General features: G+C 30.7%; 14 protein-coding genes. 4 read left to right on the top strand and 10 right to left on the bottom strand.

Annotation, left to right across the window (positions count from 1 at the left end; translation table 11 throughout):
- The coding region (locus HMPREF1984_RS06940; protein ID WP_021767240.1) for a YadA-like family protein at nucleotides 1-1,862 on the top strand (1,862 nt) is incomplete at its 5' end.
- A gap of 160 nt (nucleotides 1,863-2,022) precedes the next feature.
- Here the strand turns inward: HMPREF1984_RS06940 and HMPREF1984_RS06935 are convergent.
- The 8 genes from HMPREF1984_RS06935 to HMPREF1984_RS06900 all read right to left on the bottom strand — a co-directional run bounded on the left by HMPREF1984_RS06935 (nucleotide 2,023) and on the right by HMPREF1984_RS06900 (nucleotide 11,750).
- On the bottom strand, nucleotides 2,023-2,457 hold the full coding sequence (locus HMPREF1984_RS06935) for a hypothetical protein (RefSeq protein ID WP_021767239.1): 435 nt from the start codon (nucleotides 2,455-2,457) through the stop codon (nucleotides 2,023-2,025).
- Between the two features lie 21 nt (nucleotides 2,458-2,478).
- A complete protein-coding gene (locus HMPREF1984_RS06930) occupies nucleotides 2,479-2,982 on the bottom strand; it encodes a hypothetical protein (RefSeq protein WP_021767238.1) in 504 nt (167 codons plus the stop codon).
- A gap of 322 nt (nucleotides 2,983-3,304) precedes the next feature.
- Entirely contained in the window at nucleotides 3,305-6,436 is a 3,132-nt protein-coding gene (locus HMPREF1984_RS06925; RefSeq protein ID WP_021767237.1) for an N-6 DNA methylase, read from the bottom strand.
- Entirely contained in the window at nucleotides 6,429-7,610 is a 1,182-nt protein-coding gene (locus HMPREF1984_RS06920) for a histidinol-phosphate transaminase (protein ID WP_036100121.1), read from the bottom strand. The genes HMPREF1984_RS06925 and HMPREF1984_RS06920 overlap by 8 nt, the downstream gene beginning before the upstream one ends.
- A gap of 33 nt (nucleotides 7,611-7,643) precedes the next feature.
- Entirely contained in the window at nucleotides 7,644-8,525 is an 882-nt protein-coding gene (locus HMPREF1984_RS06915; protein WP_021767235.1) for an alpha/beta fold hydrolase, read from the bottom strand.
- Between the two features lie 81 nt (nucleotides 8,526-8,606).
- Entirely contained in the window at nucleotides 8,607-9,566 is a 960-nt protein-coding gene (cbiB, locus tag HMPREF1984_RS06910) for an adenosylcobinamide-phosphate synthase CbiB (RefSeq protein WP_036100129.1), read from the bottom strand.
- A gap of 4 nt (nucleotides 9,567-9,570) precedes the next feature.
- Entirely contained in the window at nucleotides 9,571-11,109 is a 1,539-nt protein-coding gene (locus HMPREF1984_RS06905) for a cobyric acid synthase (protein WP_021767233.1), read from the bottom strand.
- Between the two features lie 125 nt (nucleotides 11,110-11,234).
- A complete protein-coding gene (locus HMPREF1984_RS06900; protein WP_036100126.1) occupies nucleotides 11,235-11,750 on the bottom strand; it encodes a hypothetical protein in 516 nt (171 codons plus the stop codon).
- 290 nt (nucleotides 11,751-12,040) lie between these two features.
- Here HMPREF1984_RS06900 and HMPREF1984_RS06895 point away from each other — a divergent pair, with 290 nt between their 5' ends.
- A complete protein-coding gene (locus HMPREF1984_RS06895) occupies nucleotides 12,041-12,454 on the top strand; it encodes a hypothetical protein (RefSeq protein ID WP_021767231.1) in 414 nt (137 codons plus the stop codon).
- A 190-nt stretch (nucleotides 12,455-12,644) separates the two neighbouring features.
- On the opposite strand, the gene HMPREF1984_RS06890 is transcribed toward HMPREF1984_RS06895, so the two are convergent.
- The gene (locus HMPREF1984_RS06890; RefSeq protein ID WP_232219693.1) at nucleotides 12,645-14,015 is read right to left on the bottom strand and encodes an amidohydrolase; all 1,371 of its coding nucleotides are present in this window, start codon (nucleotides 14,013-14,015) and stop codon (nucleotides 12,645-12,647) included.
- A gap of 59 nt (nucleotides 14,016-14,074) precedes the next feature.
- Nucleotides 14,075-14,851, bottom strand: coding sequence for an MgtC/SapB family protein (locus HMPREF1984_RS06885; RefSeq protein ID WP_021767229.1), 777 nt, complete (start codon nucleotides 14,849-14,851; stop codon nucleotides 14,075-14,077).
- Nucleotides 14,852-15,426: 575 nt separating this feature from the next.
- Between HMPREF1984_RS06885 and HMPREF1984_RS06880 the strand changes: the two genes are divergently transcribed.
- Complete coding sequence (locus HMPREF1984_RS06880) at nucleotides 15,427-15,906, top strand: NAD(P)H-dependent oxidoreductase subunit E (protein ID WP_021767227.1); 480 nt, start codon at nucleotides 15,427-15,429, stop codon at nucleotides 15,904-15,906.
- Between the two features lie 47 nt (nucleotides 15,907-15,953).
- Entirely contained in the window at nucleotides 15,954-17,798 is a 1,845-nt protein-coding gene (locus HMPREF1984_RS06875; protein WP_036100118.1) for an NADH-quinone oxidoreductase subunit NuoF, read from the top strand.
- Nucleotides 17,799-17,816 lie beyond the last annotated feature (18 nt).

Raw genomic sequence — 17,816 nt, 5'->3', positions numbered from 1 at the left:
TTATAAATAACTCAGGAATTAATGTCGGTAACAATAAAATTACTAATGTTGCTGACGGAACTATTGCCCCAGGAAGCAAAGATGCAGTTAACGGTGGACAGCTTCACGATGTTCAGAACACTATAAACGCCGGAGCATTTACTGTTAGTGCAAACGGAGGAGCAAAAGATAGAATTGCAAAAGATGAAAACATTGACTTTGAAAATGCTGACGGAAATATAGCAATAAGCTACGATGCAACTGGAAACAAGTTTACTTACAATTTGTCGCCTAACCTAAACCTTGGACCTACAGGAAGCTTAAGAATTGGAGACGCTTTACTGAACAATGGTGGATTAACTATTGTAAACGGACCTAGTATAACATCTGCCGGAGTAGATGCAGGTAACAAGAAAGTAACAAATGTTGCAGACGGAACTATTGCCGCAGGAAGTAAAGATGCTATAAATGGTGGACAACTTCACGATGTTCAGACTAACCTTCAAACTTCTATAAATAATAATGCTCAGAATATTGCAAACAATACAAATGCAATTAACAATCTGAATGCTGCTGTTAATAATCCTATAACATTTACAGGAGATAGCGGTAACAATATTGATAGAAAACTTGGAGAAACTCTGAATATAAAAGGTGGAGCAACTGGAAACCTTACAAGTGGAAATATCGGAGTGGAAGCAGACAGTACTACAAACACTCTAAATGTAAAACTTGCTGAAAATATTGATTTAGGAACTAACGGAAGTGTTAAAATGGGAGACACTAAGATCGATGATAACGGACTTACTATCAATGGTGGACCTTCAGTAACTAAAGCAGGAATAGATGCAGGAAATAAAAAAGTAACAAATGTTGCAAACGGAGATATAACAGCTACTAGTAAAGATGCTGTAAATGGAAGTCAACTTCATGGTGTTGCTGACAGTATTAAAAACTCAATTGGTGGAAACACTATATTGAATCCGGATGGAACAATTACTACAAGCAATATTGGTGGAACAGGACAAAATAATATCCACGATGCAATATCTGCAGTAAACAGTGCTGCAAATCAGAGAACTACAGTTGTAGCAGGAGATAATATTGATGTTACAGTATCTACAAATGCTACTGGTGGAAACGAATATACAGTAGCTACTAAGAGAGATATTGTTGTAGACAGCGTAAGCGTTGCCAACAACGGACCTAGCATGAATTCTAACGGAATCAATGCAGGTGGAAAAACTATAAGTAACCTTGGAGCAGGAGTAAATCCAAATGATGCAGTAAATGTGGCACAGCTTGATGCAGTTAAGAATTCTCCAATTACATTTGGAGCTGATACAGGAACTGATCATGCGGCTACTCTTGGAAGTAGAGTTAGCATAACTGGAGATAATAAAAATATTACTACTTCTATAAGCGGTAATAATATTCAGGTTGCTATGTCTGAAACACCTTCATTCGGTACAGTAAACGTAAATGATGCGAATACTGGAACAATTACAGGAGCATCAAATGTTACTCTTGATAATTTAGATGAAGATGGAACTGTTGGAAGAGTAGCTACTGAAGCACAGCTTGCAGCTGTAAGAAACGAAGTAGCGGGAACTAAAGATATTGATAATAAACTTAGAGGATTTAAAAGAGGTGCTGATGCAGGTACAGCTTCAGCTATGGCAATGGCAGGTATACCTCAGGTAATAAACCCTGGTGAAAATGCAATAGGAGCTTCAATAAGTGCTTATAAGCAGCAGACAGCGGTTGCAGTAGGTTATACAAGAGCCTCTAAAAATGGAAGGGCAGTACTTAAAATAAGTGGAAGTGTGAACTCAAATAGTGAATTAGGATTCTCACTTGGATTTATGAAAGGATGGGATTAATAAAAATATTCAGGGAAGCTAAAAAAGGGGCTTCCCCCCTTTTCTTGCCAAAAATAATAAAAATGTATTGTTAAATAAAAAATTCGATATCCTGAGAAAGCTAATTAATTTAGCATTTCTTGGGTTATCGAACTTTTTTTATTTCTATCTCTATAAATAATTAATATATATTACTTGAAAGATCTAGAAGACAGTGTGTCAATCTTTGAAATTCTCCATCCTTAGGAATATTTTTTCTTCTCATGTCACTTATATCAACTGTACTGTCAAAATCCATTTTCTCTCCAACTTTTAATTTTCCCGGTATTGATATTCTGTATCTATTTCTTATATTTTTCCCATCATAATCTTCATATCTTCCGTAACATGGAAATTCTATATAAATCTTCTTATACTTATGATCCTCTTTTATTTTTTCAAGGGTTCCTGTTATTCTCAATGTGTCATCATCCCTAATCTCAAAATTTACATCATGAACAATGAAAGTTTTCTCCCACTGATATTCATCTTCATTGTCTCCTATAACTTTTCCAAAATTTAGAAAAGATACTGCCATTAAAAGCATCATCATTAAATACATTTTTCTCATTCTCATTATTATTCCTCCAAAATTTTTTTAATTACTTATTTTCAAACTACTGTTATAATCAACTATTGGCAATATTTCAAATATATTTTTACCATTGTTTTGAACATCATCTTCATAAACTTCCAGACCTGCAGATTTCATAACAGATAGAATGTTGTCTGATATTCTGTTTTTAATTGAAAATCTTCTTCCAAAATTTAGAAAATAATTTAAACATGGAATTATATTCCAATTTACCATTTCCCCATCAAAATCCGAAACCATTCCATTATCCATCCAGATGTCATTATATTTTATATCTTTTGCAGAATAGGGATTATGAACTTTATAAAGCCGTTTTTCTGTTTTATCCTCATCATAATCTTCGTAGAGCTCTTCAGAAAATTCTAAATCCCCCTCATATATTTCATTTTCATACAGTACACGTGGCTCTTCCTGCTCAAGATCGTCAAATTCCATCTCATCCCCAAATCTGACTTCTATAGTATCAGCTCCTGAGATTACTATTCCAGTTTTTTTACCTGTAAACATGTTTGTTAAACTCCTTACTTAATTTATATCAAATTAATATAATCAAAATAAATATACCCATCAGTCATAATTTGCATTTTTGTTATTTATCATCTATTTAAAATTTTCAGTAGCTGGAAAAATTTTCAAATAAATAATATCCTGGTAAGATGTGAATTATTCCTATATGGGCAACTATAATTTTTTAGATTATATCTTGTTATTATATCATATTTTTGCTCCAATTCGAATACTAAATAACAAAAATATTCAATATTTTTCATATATATTAAGTGTTATTTTAAAAGAATAGGTGAATTTTATTTTGTGAATAAAAAAACATTTAATCTCCTTCTATTATCCTGATTTCTTCTTCATTTAACCCATACAATTCATAAACCATTCTATCAATTTCTTTATCTGTAATTTCAATTTCATTTTTTACTTTTTCAACTTCTTCTTTTTTCTCTATAAATATTTCTTCCCATTCTATCTCTTCTTTTAAAGATAATTTTATTTTCAATTTTTTCAATTCTTTTATAAATTCAGAGAATTCAAGTAAATACCAGTCCTGTAATTTTGTTGATAATTTTTCCAATTCAAATTTTCTAATTAATAATCTTTGGAATGACGAAACCTTTTCCTGCAAGTCTTTATTTAGAGATAACATTTTATCAGCTTTTTCGATAAAAGGCTGTTGATTTATATTTTTTATATCTGTTAATGGAATATTTTCAAAAGCTATTTTTGTTAAATTTGTATTTGATTCACCATAATATAAATTATAAAAATAGCTAATTAGTCTAGAATTCAAAATTGTTAAATAAAATCTTACATCATCATTTTTGTTTATCAAATTAACTAAATTTGCATTTGGGAATATAATTTTTTGATTTAAGTCTATAGTTGCAAATATTTTATTTTTATTTTGACCAACTATTCTTTGAAGTATTATTTTAGGTGAAAAATGCCATCCTTTCGTTATTTTATCAATATCCTCTATATAAACATATTTATCCACTTGATCTATAAAATATCGGTGTATATCTCTACCTTCTAAATATTCAGAGCAACTATTAATAATATTATTTTTTATTGCCTCTTCTTTTGTAAATACTCCTGTTCCTATTTCTTTTGAATTCACCTTTATTTTTTTCGGAACACTCATCCACCCTTTATGTAGTTCTAAATAATTTCCAAATTTCAAATCATTTTTTAGCAATTTGTCTAGAACTAAATTCATATTAACAATTATTTTATTATCATATTTATTTAATATTTCCTCTTGATTAAGTTGAATATTATTCTTTAAACTTTCTTTCAAATATAAATTATTTATATTTTTATTTGAAACTTTTAAATTCACAAAATTCTTCTTTATTTTTTTATTTAATATAAGAATTGCTGTTTCTGTATTAACTTCTTCAAATGGATAAAATCTATAAGGAAAATCAATTATTTCAATAATTCTTGTTTTTTCTAACAAATATTTTCTTAAATATTCAAAGCTTGTATTCGTAAAATAAGAATCAGGTGTAATAAATCCTAGATAACCTTTATTTTTCAACAATTCTTTTATTGATTTATATATAAATATTTCATATAAATCCATTTCAGAAAATAAAATTTCTTTGTATTTATCCCAATAATAGTTTCTGTCATTTGCTGGTATTTGTTTTGTAGAAACATAAGGCGGATTTCCCACAACAATATCAAATCCTCCATTTGCAAATATTTCCGGAAACTCCTTTTCCCAGTCAAATGCCATTTCTCCTGCTATTTCAGGGTCATCTATCAATGAATTTCCACACTTTATATTATCTTCAAGTGTTGCCAGTGTTTTATTTCCATCTGCTGTTTTTAGCCACAATGATAACTTTGTAATTTCCACACTTTCCTTATTCAAATCCACACCAAATATATTATTCTGCAAAATTTCCTTTGTTGTGTCTGAAAATAAATCCTTTACCCCTGTCAAATCAAAAATTTTGTCATCCAGATAGTTATTATAATTTAACAGATATTCAAAAGCTGTAATTAAAAATGCTCCACTTCCACAGGCAGGGTCGACAATTTTTATATTTTTTACAGCTTCCCTGTATTTTGTCCAGAAATCTATATGTTTTTTTAAATTCTCACTATAAATTCTTTTATCACTTTTTTTACTTGCATAACTTATTTCAAAATCTTTTTCAGTAAGTTCAGGAAGTTCATCTTCCCCAAGTTCTTTTTTCTTATCATCAAGCCAGTTTTTTATAGAATTTTCTACAATATATTTTGTTATATACTTTGGTGTGTAAAAAATTCCATCTTTTTTCCTTTTACTCTTCTTGCTGTCAAATTCTTCTCCTGATACAGATTTTTTCAATTCCTCTATATCACTTACAGACTGCTCAAAAATATGTCCTAATATATTTTCATTTAGTTCAGAATCAAAATCGTATCCAGAAATCTTTTTCATTTCTTCAAAAACTTCATTATCTACATAAAGACTATCTAAAATATCATCATTTTTAAACAGTCCTCCATTAAATTTATTGATTCCATTTTTCATATTTCCAATGTTTATCCAGTTACAAAGCATTTTAAAACTTTCAAATATATCGTCTATTGCTTCTCCACGCTGAACAATTTTGTCATAACTATTATTCGGTAGAAGACCCTTATCCTCGCAGAAACAGATAAATAAAAATCTATCCAGCAATTTCTGTACTTTTTCAATTAGAATGTGCTCATTTATTTGAGGATTATTCTTTCTCATATTCTCAAAAATATGCATTCTTATATTTTTATATTCGTTATAAAACTTTTTTTCAATTTCAGCCTGATTTTTCTGATATTCTTCTGAAAGCTCCATTGTTTTTGCCTTTTTATTTTTAGTACCAACCAAAGAATAAAATGAAAGCACATAAATAAACTTCTTAAATTCCAGGTCATCCTTTAAATCTTCAAGGAAAAATACCTGATACTCGTTCATTTCATTTTGTCTGTAAAGTCTTATTTCCTTGTAATTTGAGACTATTACCCATTGGCAACTACTCCCATATTTCGGTGCATATCCAAATGCCTGTTCTACAGGACTTCTAGTATCTCCAACTCTTTTCTGTCTTACATCAAGGGATACTTTTGCCCCTTTCAGTTCAATTACAGCCCTTACATCTTTCTTTCCGTCCACATCAAAAAAACCTAAAACTCCATCAGCCTTCTGACCATCCATTTTAGTTTTCGTTTCCCTCTCAAGATTCCACTCTTTTTCACCATCCGACTTATTTACAGCCCTTAAAACAGTTGTAAATATATCATATAAAAATTCCCCTTGAAATTCCTCTTCCTTAGAATTATCCAGAACTCCATTTTCAAGGTTATTTATCCACTTATCCAATGCTTTTCTTCTTTCAGATAAATTATGTCTACTCAAATCTACTTCTTCTTCAGCTTTTTTAGCCAGTATTTTCTGATTAAATAGATTATTCATTAAAACTTTTCACTCCTTTTTCTCTAAAAATCTCCTTCATCACCTCAATAACCCTCTCATTACTTGCTCTATCCTTTATTGCCAGCCTGAAAAATCTTTCATCCAGAAATTTGAAATTTGAAGCATCCCTTATAAGTATTCCCTGTTCAAGCATTTTTTCCCTCAGTATCTTCACATTCAATCCTTCTGAAAATAGCTTTTCATCTATTTTTCCTGTAATAAAATTTACTTCTGTTTCATAAACCTTCATTCCTGAAATTTTATTCAGTTTTTCATACATATATTTTTTTTCTTCTGCTATCCATTTTAATGTTTTTTCTATATATTCAGCATCATCAAGTACTGTCAATCCTGCCATTTCCGCAAAATTATTTACACTCCACGGCTCTTTTTTTTCAGATATTTTCTTTTCAAGTTCCTTATCAAAATACATTCCATATCCCAATCTTAAACCAGGAATAGCAAAAAACTTTGTAAAGGCCCTTGTTACAAATAAATTCTTTTTATTTCCCTCAGTATTAATAATACTTTCCTTCATTCCATCTTCTAGAAACTCAATAAAGGCTTCATCTATAAACAATTTCGTATTGTATTTATTACATTCCTTCAATATTTCTTCTGTTTGGGCAAGTTTTAAAAACTTTCCTGTAGGATTATTAGGATTACATATTATTAATAAATCATATTTATTCTCAAGTTCATTTTTCAGATTGCCTATATTCAGCTTAAAATCATCACTTTCCTTAAGTTCAAAATATTCTATTTCAATTTTTTTATTTTCAATATTTTTATTATCGCCATTAGAACAGCTCAAATCAACTGTATCTCCAGATATTTCTGTCGCCTTTACTGCCCTCTCATACTCTCCAAATGTAGGTGATACTATTAATATTTTTTTCGGATTTATTACCTTCATAAATAAAAATATAATTTCAGTTGCCCCATTTCCCAATATAATATCCGACAGATTAACTTTATTCAGATTTGACAGTTTTTGCCTCAGCTCAACATAATCAGGATCTGGATATCTCTCAAGGATTTCAAGATTTTCAGTTATTCTTTTCTTTAAACTTTCAGGTATTCCGTATGGATTTATATTTGAGCTGTAATCCAGTATTTCCTTTATATTCTTTTCCCTGAATATTTTATAAATATTTCCACCATGAAAATCCATTTTTGTCTCCTTTTCCGCATTCATTTGTCTTTTCTAGATTTTATTCAACAATTTTTCAAATTTTTCTATCACTTCTGATACCTTTTCGGGTTGTTCTAATGCTGAAAAATGCCCGCAGTCTTCTATAATTTCATGATAAAGATTTTTAAATCCATTTTCTTTAAAACCTTTTAAATATAAATTTATATCAACATTTTCTTGTTTTCCTCTTAAATAAAGTACTGGAATTTCAACAGATATATTTTTTGTTTGAATATTATTTTCTTCATCAATATTAAAAGTTCTATATAAATCAAATCCTGATTTTAAGGCGTCAATATTTGAATAGGCTTGAACAAAATAGGATTTATAGGTATCAGATATAATATTATTTTTTGAAGACAAAATATCATAAAAATAAGAAAAATAAATCTCTTCTCTTCCTGAAACTAAATTTTCAGGTAAATCATTAATTAAATGAAATCTAAAATGCCATATATAAGGGTTATTTTTTATGGTATTCCATGGAGAAACACCTGGAATAACGACATTCATAATTATAGCACCAGAAAGTTTTTCCTGAAAGTTTTTTATACAAGAATATACTATTTGTCCCCCTGCATCACAACCAACAAGAATTATATTCTTTAAATTAAGAACATTTGTTAGTTCTAAGATGTAATCGGCAATATTCTCCTTGGCATATGAATTTAAAGAACCTTTTGATTCTCCTATACCAGGCAAATCAATAGCAACTGTATAAAATTTTTTTGATAAAATTTCCATTACTTTCTCGAATTCTCTCCAATTAGTAGGCCAACCATGAATAAAGAATATACAAGGATTTAAAACATCTCCTTTTTCTACAACATGTAAAGATATATTTTTTATTACAATATTTTTATGGTTAAAACCATTTATATTTTCAACTGACATTCTATTCAACTCCCTTATTTAATATTTTTTATAATATACTTAATAAATATAGTAAATAGAGCAAAACCTTCTAATTTACTTTCAAATTAAAAAATAAATCCCCACAGATATTACCGAAAACACTGCCAGACTCAAAAAACTTGTAGCATACATTATTTTTATATTTTTCTTTATATCTTCTATTTCAAATTCCTTTTTCTTATCTCCTATTGTCGGTTTATCAACCTCTTTTCCAAAATAGGAAACTCTTCCTCCAAACTGCACTCCCAATGCCCCCGCTACACTCGCTTCAGAATGGGCAGAATTAGGACTGCTGTGGTTTTTCCTGTCCCTGAAAAATATTCTCCATGCTTCTTTTCCATTATATCCCAAAATCATACTTGCTAAAATTATAAAAATTCCTGTAATTCTCGCAGGAATAAAATTCGCCACATCATCAAGTTTCGCAGAAAATTTCCCAAAATCAATATACTTCTCATTTTTGTATCCCACCATTGAATCCAGTGTATTTATAGCCTTATATGCCATTGATAACGGCAAACCTCCAAGAAACATATAAAACATGGGTGCAACTATTCCGTCAACCGTATTTTCAGAAATTGTTTCCATTGTACTTCTTATAATCATTTTTTCATCCATTGTTTCTGTATCTCTGGACACAAGATATGACAGGTCTTTTCTCGCCTTTTCTATATTCCCTTCCTTCAGTATATTGTAAACCCTGTTTCCTTCCCTAGCCAGAGAATTTATTGAAAATATTGTATACATCAGATAAATTTCAGCAATCATAAATATTATTGACCTTTCTGAAGATTTATAAATCAGATAGGTCACTGCATAAGTTACTGAAATTACTGTAATATTAAGTATCATTCCTGCAAAAAATTTATATCTTCTACTTAAGCTGCTATTTTCCCCTAATAAAAATTTTTCTCCTGAACTTATCATTTTTCCTATAACCTGAACAGGATGAATAATATTCTGGGGATCGCCAAATATCAGGTCAAGCACATAGGCAATCCATATTTTCATTACAAGCATCAATTTATTCACATCCCATTATTTCATATATTTTCTTAATATCAAGATTTTCCCTCAGAACCTCTGCCAGCTTGTCATATTCCCTGTTCTTGTAGTCACTGTAACTGAAATTTTCGTCTATTCTGTCAAGTCCCTTAAATTTTCTGACTTCATTAAGAAAATGACTTGTAAACTCTGAATTATCAAATATTCCATGAATGTACGTACCCGCAATATTGCCTTTTACTGCACCTTTTAATTTTTCATCACCAAAAAGACAGGCTGTGTCATTTTTTAATATATTTTCTGAATTATTGTTTTCTTCGTTTTTCTCATTTACTGGATAACTGTATCCCTGATGTATTTCATATCCTTTTATTTCCATTCCTTCAGTTCCTGTCAGTATTCCTGATACATTTTTTACTGTATTTTTATACTGGGTTGTTGTTTTATCTGACTTCATCACAGTTTCAATATCCAGCAGTCCCAAGCCTGAAATTTCCTTCAAGTCTGACTCTATTTTCTCCGGATCCATTATTTTCTGTCCCAGCATCTGAAATCCTCCGCAAATTCCAAAAACTGGAGTTCCTTTTTTGGCAATCCTTACTATTTCCCTGCCTATATTCTTTTCAATCAGGTCTTTCATATCTTCCACAGTATTTTTAGAACCTGGAATTATAATAATGTCTTCATTTCCCAATTCAGAACTTTTTGTTACATACTTCAATGAAACATCATTATAATGGCTGAGTGCATCAATATCAGTAAAATTTGATATATGTTTCAGCTTTATAACAGATATCCTTATTTTCCCTTCTTTCTTTTCGTTGTACTTGTCTATTCCAAGGCTGTCCTCCTCTTCAATTCCCAGAGGAACAAAAGGTACAACCCCAAGTACCGGAATATCTGTCAGCTTTTCTATCATTTCAATTCCGGAAGTTAAAAGACTCTTATCTCCCCTGAATTTATTTATAATTACACCTTTTATACGTTTTCTTTCATTTTCCTCAAGGAGCATAACTGTTCCATATATGGCGGCAAATACTCCGCCCCTGTCTATATCCGCAACTAGAAGTACTGGCGAATCTGCCATTTCTGCCATTCCTGTATTTACTATATCATCTTCCTTCAGATTGATTTCTGCCGGACTTCCTGCACCCTCAAGGACACATATATCAAAGTTTTCCCTTATGTGATTATATGCTGTCATTATATCCTTTTTCAGATTATGCTTATAGGCAAAATACTCCCTCGCATCCATATTTTTATAGACTTTTCCATTTACAATAACCTGTGATTTCCTGTCTGTTGTAGGTTTCAGCAAGATAGGATTCATAAAGGACTCCGGTTCAATATTTGCAGCTTCCGCCTGTACCACCTGTGCCCTTCCCATTTCCTTTCCATCTTTTGTAATATATGAATTTAGTGCCATATTTTGTGATTTAAAAGGAGAAACACTGTAACCGTCCTGATAAAATATTCTGCAAAGTCCTGCCGCAATTATACTTTTCCCCACATTTGATCCTGTTCCAAGCAGCATTATATTTTTATGATTTCTTTTCATAAATCCTACTCCTATTTTTAATTTATATAAAAAATTCCAACCTATTTATAAACAATTTATCTGTTTCCACTAGAATAATTATAACAGATAAAAATGCCATAAACAAATTGGATTTATAAAAAATATTACTTTTTTCTTTTAAATTTTATTCTGTCTAGTATTTTCTTAACTTTGTCACTATAAAATGCTCCAATTGTATAAAAAATATGTGAAGTTGTACAGAAAATGTGTACTTCCCGTGCTGTTGGTGCAAACATTGTTGTATCTTCATCAGTTTCTGTAAAAATTTTATACAAAAAATAGATTAAAATTGCTATCATTACACCACCTAATACAGTTTTATTAATTTTTTTCAGAAATTTACTGCACAAATATCCCAAGTAAAATACAAGCATAAGCACCATTATCAAAGCAATTCCTGAAATCACAATAGCAACAATGCTTATAACCTCTTGCGGAAAATTTAAAAATTCCAGAGCATTAAGAATAATTCCTCCTGATGACATCGCAAAAACTAACCAGAACAAAAGTCCTAATACTGGATATATTGTTTTCTGAAAGAAAAAGTAAATTAATGTAAATAAAACTAATATTAAAAAGCCTTTTACTTTTGATATAAATTTATTTTCATTTTTTTCAATCATTTTTCTTCTCCTTCTAATTTCTATTATCTTCAAAAAAATTCTCATAAATCTCAATTTTATCATCACAATTTCGTAAATATTTTTGCTATTTTTCAATATCTATATTTACATATTTTTTATGATTTGTCAAAAATTTTATTTTTCCTTTTATCATTCTATTTATAGAATTTTTTCAAAATAGATTTACTTCCAAAAGTAATGTGAAATTTTAAATATTAGTTTTTATTATTGATTTTCCTAAAAAAATATTATAAAATATACAAAATTTATTATTCAGGAGTGATTTTATGAAAAAAATTATACTTACATTGTTTTTACTGACTTTTAGTTTAAGTTTTTCTAATTCTGATATCGATATAATATCCAAAGAACTGTGGAGATGCCCTTATTCTGTTGATAAAACTTTTAAAGGGCTTACCTATGTGAAATTTCTAAATGAGAATGGTAAACCTTCTATTACATTTAGTGTCCTGGATAACCGTGCAGCATTAAAAACAGGAACGGTTACCCTTGAACTTTCACAATTGGATTATGAAGTGAAAGAAGATGAAAAATCCATCTATTTTATAAATTTAAATGAAAAAACTAAAGATTTTTCCAATTACAGACTGTCTTATTCATTTGATAAAAAGAATAGACCTAAAATGGATTTATATCGTATTTCAGATAACAAAAAACTTTGCAGTCTTGTAGCAAATTAAATTATCAAAAATATAAAAATCAATCTATAATTTTTAAGCAACGAAATCATTAAGAAATCGTTGCTTAATTTTTTCCGACGGTTTTTTCCGACAGTTTTTTCCGACGGTTTTTTCCGACGGTTCTATTTTTTTACATATTTTATATTTCTAGTTTTCCCTAATTTTTCCAATATGTTATTTCTCCACCATTTTATAATTTACTTGCTTCCTTTTTTACAGTTTCTTCAAGTCCCTTTAAAGCCTCTCTCGCCTTTTTCACATCATAAGTTTTTATTTTCTTGTTTTCCATTATAATCTTACCGTTTATAATGGTTGTTTTTACATCTGTAGGGAGCATGGAATAAACTATTGCAGAGTAAGGATCGTAAATTGGCTGCATATTCAGTGATTTTGTATCAATAATTATAATGTCTGCCAGTTTACCCTTTTCCAATGAACCTATCTTATCTTCCATATGAAGAGCTCTTGCTCCTCCCATTGTTGCCATTTCGACTACTTTATATGGAGGCATTGCCGCTCTGTTTTTATTTGCAAGTTTATGCACTTTTGCTACATATCCAAACTGACTCACAAGATCCAGTGTATTTCCGCTCATAGGTCCGTCTGTTCCTAATCCTATTCTTAATCCATCATCATACATTTTTAGTGCAGGAGATACACCCTTTGCAGATTTTATATTTGCAACCATATTATGTGCGATTCCTGTATTAGTTTCCTTTAAAATTTTTATGTCATTGTCATCTGCAAAAATAACATGGGCTGCAACTACTTTATCTGTTAAGAATCCTATTGAATTTAAGTATTCCACAACTGTCATATTATATTTTTCCTTTATCTGCTTAACTTCATTTTCTGTTTCGGCAATATGCATAAGTACAGGAACATTATATTTTTGAGAGAGTTCAGTAACTTTTTTCAGGTGTTCTTCATCCACTGTGTATGGTGCGTGTGGTGCAAATGCAGGAGTTACTAATTTACTATTTTTATACTGTTTAATAAATTTTTCTGCATATTCTATTCCACCATAAGGTTCTTTTGCATCAGCAACAGGATTTTTAATAACTGTTTCTCCTAAAACTCCACGTACCCCTATAAGTTCAGCAGCTTTTGCCACTTCATCCTCAAAATAATACATATCAGCAAATGTTGTTGTTCCTGTACTTACCATTTCAAGTATTCCATATACTGCACCTTTATAAACTAAATCTCTGCTGACAAGTTTATTTTCAAGCGGGAATATATATCTGCTCAATCTGTCAGGAACATCATCAGCCAAAGATCTGAAAGCTACCATTGACACATGAGTGTGTGTATTTATAAATCCAGGCATTACTATGTCATTCTCTGCATCTATTGTTTTTTTACCTTTATATTTTGACAGAAGCTCTCCATTTCCTACTTCTACAATCGCATTATTTTTTATAGCGACAACTCCATTTTCAATAACTGTTCTTTTGGAATTCATCGTTAAAACAGTGGCGTTTTTTATAACAATATCCACATTTTCAGAAAACGACACAGCACTAAAAATCGTAAACAGTAAAATCAACATTTTTTTCATAAAAACCATCCTTATATTATAAAAGTAGTAGTTTTTTCTGACCCTCTCCAAGGTCTTTTTTAATACTTCCCTATATCAAGCCCAACCTGGCTATTTTTCACCTGTTCCACACTTTTCAGTGCAGTAAGGGCAGCAACTATATCAGATATATTTATTATGCTTTCTTCTATATTTACTGTAAGAAAAACTGTATCGTCAACCCGATGCTTATTTATCTGAATTATTCTTATAAGCTTTTTGCTAAGTACTTCAAATACATCCACAATTCCCTTTTCATAGTCCTTTTCGCTTAAAAATTTTATTTCAAAATTCAATGATATAATTCTTTTTTCAATTTTAGATTCAAATTTCTTAAATAAAACTAGTATAAGAAGCATGAATACTATTGCTGGAATAGCAAGATTATAAAATCCCCATCCTATTCCCAGTCCTGCACAGCCTGTTGCCCAGATTCCTGCTGCAGTGGTCATTCCACCGACAGTTTCACCTTTTTCCTTCATTATACTTCCTGCACCTAAAAATCCTATTCCACTTACAACCTGTGCTCCAAGTCTTCCTAAATCAGTCTTTACAACTGATGCTATTTCAACATTTGCTCTTGCCAGTTCCATAATATTCAATCTTAGCTGATCCTGTACCATCGATATTATAGCGGCACCAAAACATACCAGTATATGTGTTCTAAACCCTGCAGGTTTATTATTTCTTTCCCTTGTATATCCTACCATTCCTCCAAAAATCACTGCCAGTACCAGTCTTAAGGATACTACTTTTACTGTAAGGCTTTCTGCAAAGCCTTTTTTTAAAAATTCATCTAATATTTCCAGTCCTATCATTCATGCTCTCCTTCTGTTATTCTTCCCTCTGAAATTTTCCATTTTTATGTCAATTCTGTTTTTTATTTAATATTTTTCCCGTTTACTCCAAAATAGATGGCTATAACCTCCTTCCATTTAATCAAGGCATTATTTTTCTCTCCCTATAATTATATTCTGAAAAGTGAAAAAATCAAATTATAAATTGTATTTTTTATTAATATTAATTACGATGACATTATTATCAGATATTTTTATAAAAAATTCTTTTATAATTTTACTAAAAAACCAAAACCATTATTTACGTTATTTTCTGCAATTTTATTTTAGTTTATACAATAACATATGTAATGTAATTATTTCCATAAACCTTTAATATCCTTTTATTTGAAAATAGATAAAAAACAAAATATTTGATAATCAATTGAAAAATAATTTCTTTTGAAAATAACACCTCCAATCCCTTTATATTCAACAAAAACAAAGAATACTTGCACTTACAAAAAATAAGTGATTTTTATAATTTGTTGACTACTAATAAAAGCGGGGTATAATTAAAATATAGGAAACACTTTAAAAAAACAAGGAGGACAAAAATGTGTAACTGTACTAATAAAATAAAGGATCAGGGCTTCAAAGAACTGAAAGATTTTATTGATTCATTGGACACAAAGGAAGGTGCTTTAATTTCTGTTTTGCATAAGGCTCAAAGTATTTTCGGATACTTGCCTTCAGACGTACAGGCGTTTATTGCTGAAGAGCTGGATGAGTCTTTAGCCCATGTTTACGGTGTAGTCAGTTTTTATTCTTACTTTACCATGATTCCAAAAGGAGAACATCCTATTTCAGTATGTATGGGAACAGCTTGTTATGTCAAAGGGGCAGATAAAGTGCTGGAAGAATTTGAAAAACAGCTGAAGATAAAACCTGGTGAAACAACATATGACGGAAAATTTTCAATGGATGCACTAAGATGTGTAGGTGCATGTGCGATAGCTCCTGTTGTTCTTGTCGGAGACAAGGTTTATCAGAAAGTGAAACCTGGAGATGTAGCAAAGATTTTAGCAGAATATTAGAATTAATAACTATACTTTAAATCGCTGTAAAGATGGAGGGAAATTTTATGTTACGAATTACTTCTGAAAATGATTTAAACAAGATCATAACAGATGTGGAGAATAGCAGAACTTATCGAAAAGAAGTTATAGTATGTGGTGGGACAGGATGTATGTCTTCCGGGAATGATAAGATATTGGAAAATCTGCAAAATAAAGTAAAAGAACTTGGTTTAGAAAATGAAATAAGAATCGTTAAAACAGGATGTGTCGGTTTCTGTGAAAAAGGACCTATCGTTAAGATAATGCCTGACAATACATTTTACGCAGAAGTTAAGCCTGACGATGTGGATGAAATAGTAGCAAAAGATTTGATTGCAAATGAAACAGTTAAAAAACTTTTATATAAGGATCCGGATACAAAAGAAGTTATCCAGAATTCAGATCATCTTAATTTTTACAAAAAACAGAGAAAAATAGCTTTACGTAACTGTGGTTTAATTAATCCTGAAGACATAAATGACTACATCTGTCATCAAGGATATAAAGCTCTTGAAAAGGCTGTAAGAATGACAAGCCAGGAAGTAGTGGATATTATAAAGGATTCAGGACTTAGAGGTCGTGGTGGAGGTGGATTCTCTACAGGATTGAAATGGCAATTTGCATTAAATAACAAATCTGACCAGAAATATGTTGTTTGTAACGCAGATGAAGGAGATCCGGGAGCTTTCATGGACAGGGCAATTCTGGAAGGAGATCCCCATTCAGTAGTTGAAGCTATGGCAATTTGTGGATATGCCATAGGTGCAAACAAAGGACTTGTATACATAAGAGCTGAATATCCTCTTGCTGTAAAAATTCTTCAAATGGCAATAAAAGCGGCAAAGGAAAGAGGACTTCTTGGAAAAAATATATTTGATTCAGGATTTGACTTTGACATAGAAATAAAATATGGTGCAGGAGCATTTGTCTGTGGAGAAGAAACTGCACTTATACATTCTATGGAAGGTAAAAGGGGAGAACCTACTACAAAACCACCATTCCCTGCTGAAAGTGGTTACTGGGGAAAACCTACAAACGTAAACAACGTTGAAACATTTGCCAATATTCCATTTATTATAAATGATGAAGAAGGCGTGTTTAAAAACATGGGAACAAAAAGTTCACCAGGAACAAAAGTTTTCGCCCTTGCAGGAAAAATAAACAACATAGGATTGATAGAAATCCCTATGGGAACTACACTTAGGGAAGTTATATATGAAATTGGAGGAGGAATTAAAGGTGGTAAAGCCTTTAAAGCTGTTCAGACAGGAGGACCTTCAGGAGGTTGTCTGACTGCAAAAGATCTTGATACTCCTATTGATTTTGACACTTTAAAGGAAAAAGGATCCATGATGGGATCAGGTGGAATGATAGTTATGGATGAAGATGACTGTATGGTTTCCGTATCTAAATTCTATCTTGACTTTACAGTTGATGAATCATGCGGAAAATGTACTCCTTGTAGAGTAGGTAACTTAAGACTGCTTGAACTTCTTGAAAAAATAACTTCTGGAAATGGAACTGAAGAAGATTTAGATAAACTTCAGGAATTATCTCATGTAATTAAAGATACTTCACTCTGTGGATTAGGACAGACTGCTCCAAACCCTGTATTGTCAACTATGCATAATTTCTGGGATGAATATGTCGCTCACGTTAGAGACAAAAAATGTCCTTCAGGTAAATGTACTGCTTTAGTAAGATACATGATTAATGAAAAATGTATAGGATGTACTGCATGTTCAAGAGTATGTCCTGTAAGCTGTATAAGTGGACAAGTAAAAGTTAAACATGAAATAAATCAGAATGCTTGTATAAAATGTGGAGCTTGTTATAACGCATGCAAGTTCAGCGCAATAGATAGAGCTTAGTAAAGGAGCAGATATATT

Origin of the sequence: Leptotrichia sp. oral taxon 215 str. W9775, from assembly GCF_000469505.1 — a bacterium.
In the GTDB taxonomy this organism is placed as follows: domain Bacteria; phylum Fusobacteriota; class Fusobacteriia; order Fusobacteriales; family Leptotrichiaceae; genus Leptotrichia_A.
The sequence above is the reverse complement of the archived record's forward strand: the minus strand, read 5'-3'. Positions and strand labels throughout refer to the sequence as shown.

Bases quoted from the DNA above. Each gene is read 5' to 3' on its own strand.
- HMPREF1984_RS06935 (WP_021767239.1), bottom strand. From the start codon at position 2,457: ATGAGAATGAGAAAAATGTATTTAATGATGATGCTTTTAATGGCAGTA.
- HMPREF1984_RS06930 (WP_021767238.1), bottom strand. From the start codon at position 2,982: ATGTTTACAGGTAAAAAAACTGGAATAGTAATCTCAGGAGCTGATACT.
- HMPREF1984_RS06925 (WP_021767237.1), bottom strand. From the start codon at position 6,436: ATGAATAATCTATTTAATCAGAAAATACTGGCTAAAAAAGCTGAAGAA.
- HMPREF1984_RS06920 (WP_036100121.1), bottom strand. From the start codon at position 7,610: ATGGATTTTCATGGTGGAAATATTTATAAAATATTCAGGGAAAAGAAT.
- HMPREF1984_RS06915 (WP_021767235.1), bottom strand. From the start codon at position 8,525: ATGTCAGTTGAAAATATAAATGGTTTTAACCATAAAAATATTGTAATA.
- cbiB (WP_036100129.1), bottom strand. From the start codon at position 9,566: ATGCTTGTAATGAAAATATGGATTGCCTATGTGCTTGACCTGATATTT.
- HMPREF1984_RS06905 (WP_021767233.1), bottom strand. From the start codon at position 11,109: ATGAAAAGAAATCATAAAAATATAATGCTGCTTGGAACAGGATCAAAT.
- HMPREF1984_RS06895 (WP_021767231.1), top strand. From the start codon at position 12,041: ATGAAAAAAATTATACTTACATTGTTTTTACTGACTTTTAGTTTAAGT.
- HMPREF1984_RS06890 (WP_232219693.1), bottom strand. From the start codon at position 14,015: ATGAAAAAAATGTTGATTTTACTGTTTACGATTTTTAGTGCTGTGTCG.
- HMPREF1984_RS06885 (WP_021767229.1), bottom strand. From the start codon at position 14,851: ATGATAGGACTGGAAATATTAGATGAATTTTTAAAAAAAGGCTTTGCA.
- HMPREF1984_RS06880 (WP_021767227.1), top strand. From the start codon at position 15,427: ATGTGTAACTGTACTAATAAAATAAAGGATCAGGGCTTCAAAGAACTG.
- HMPREF1984_RS06875 (WP_036100118.1), top strand. From the start codon at position 15,954: ATGTTACGAATTACTTCTGAAAATGATTTAAACAAGATCATAACAGAT.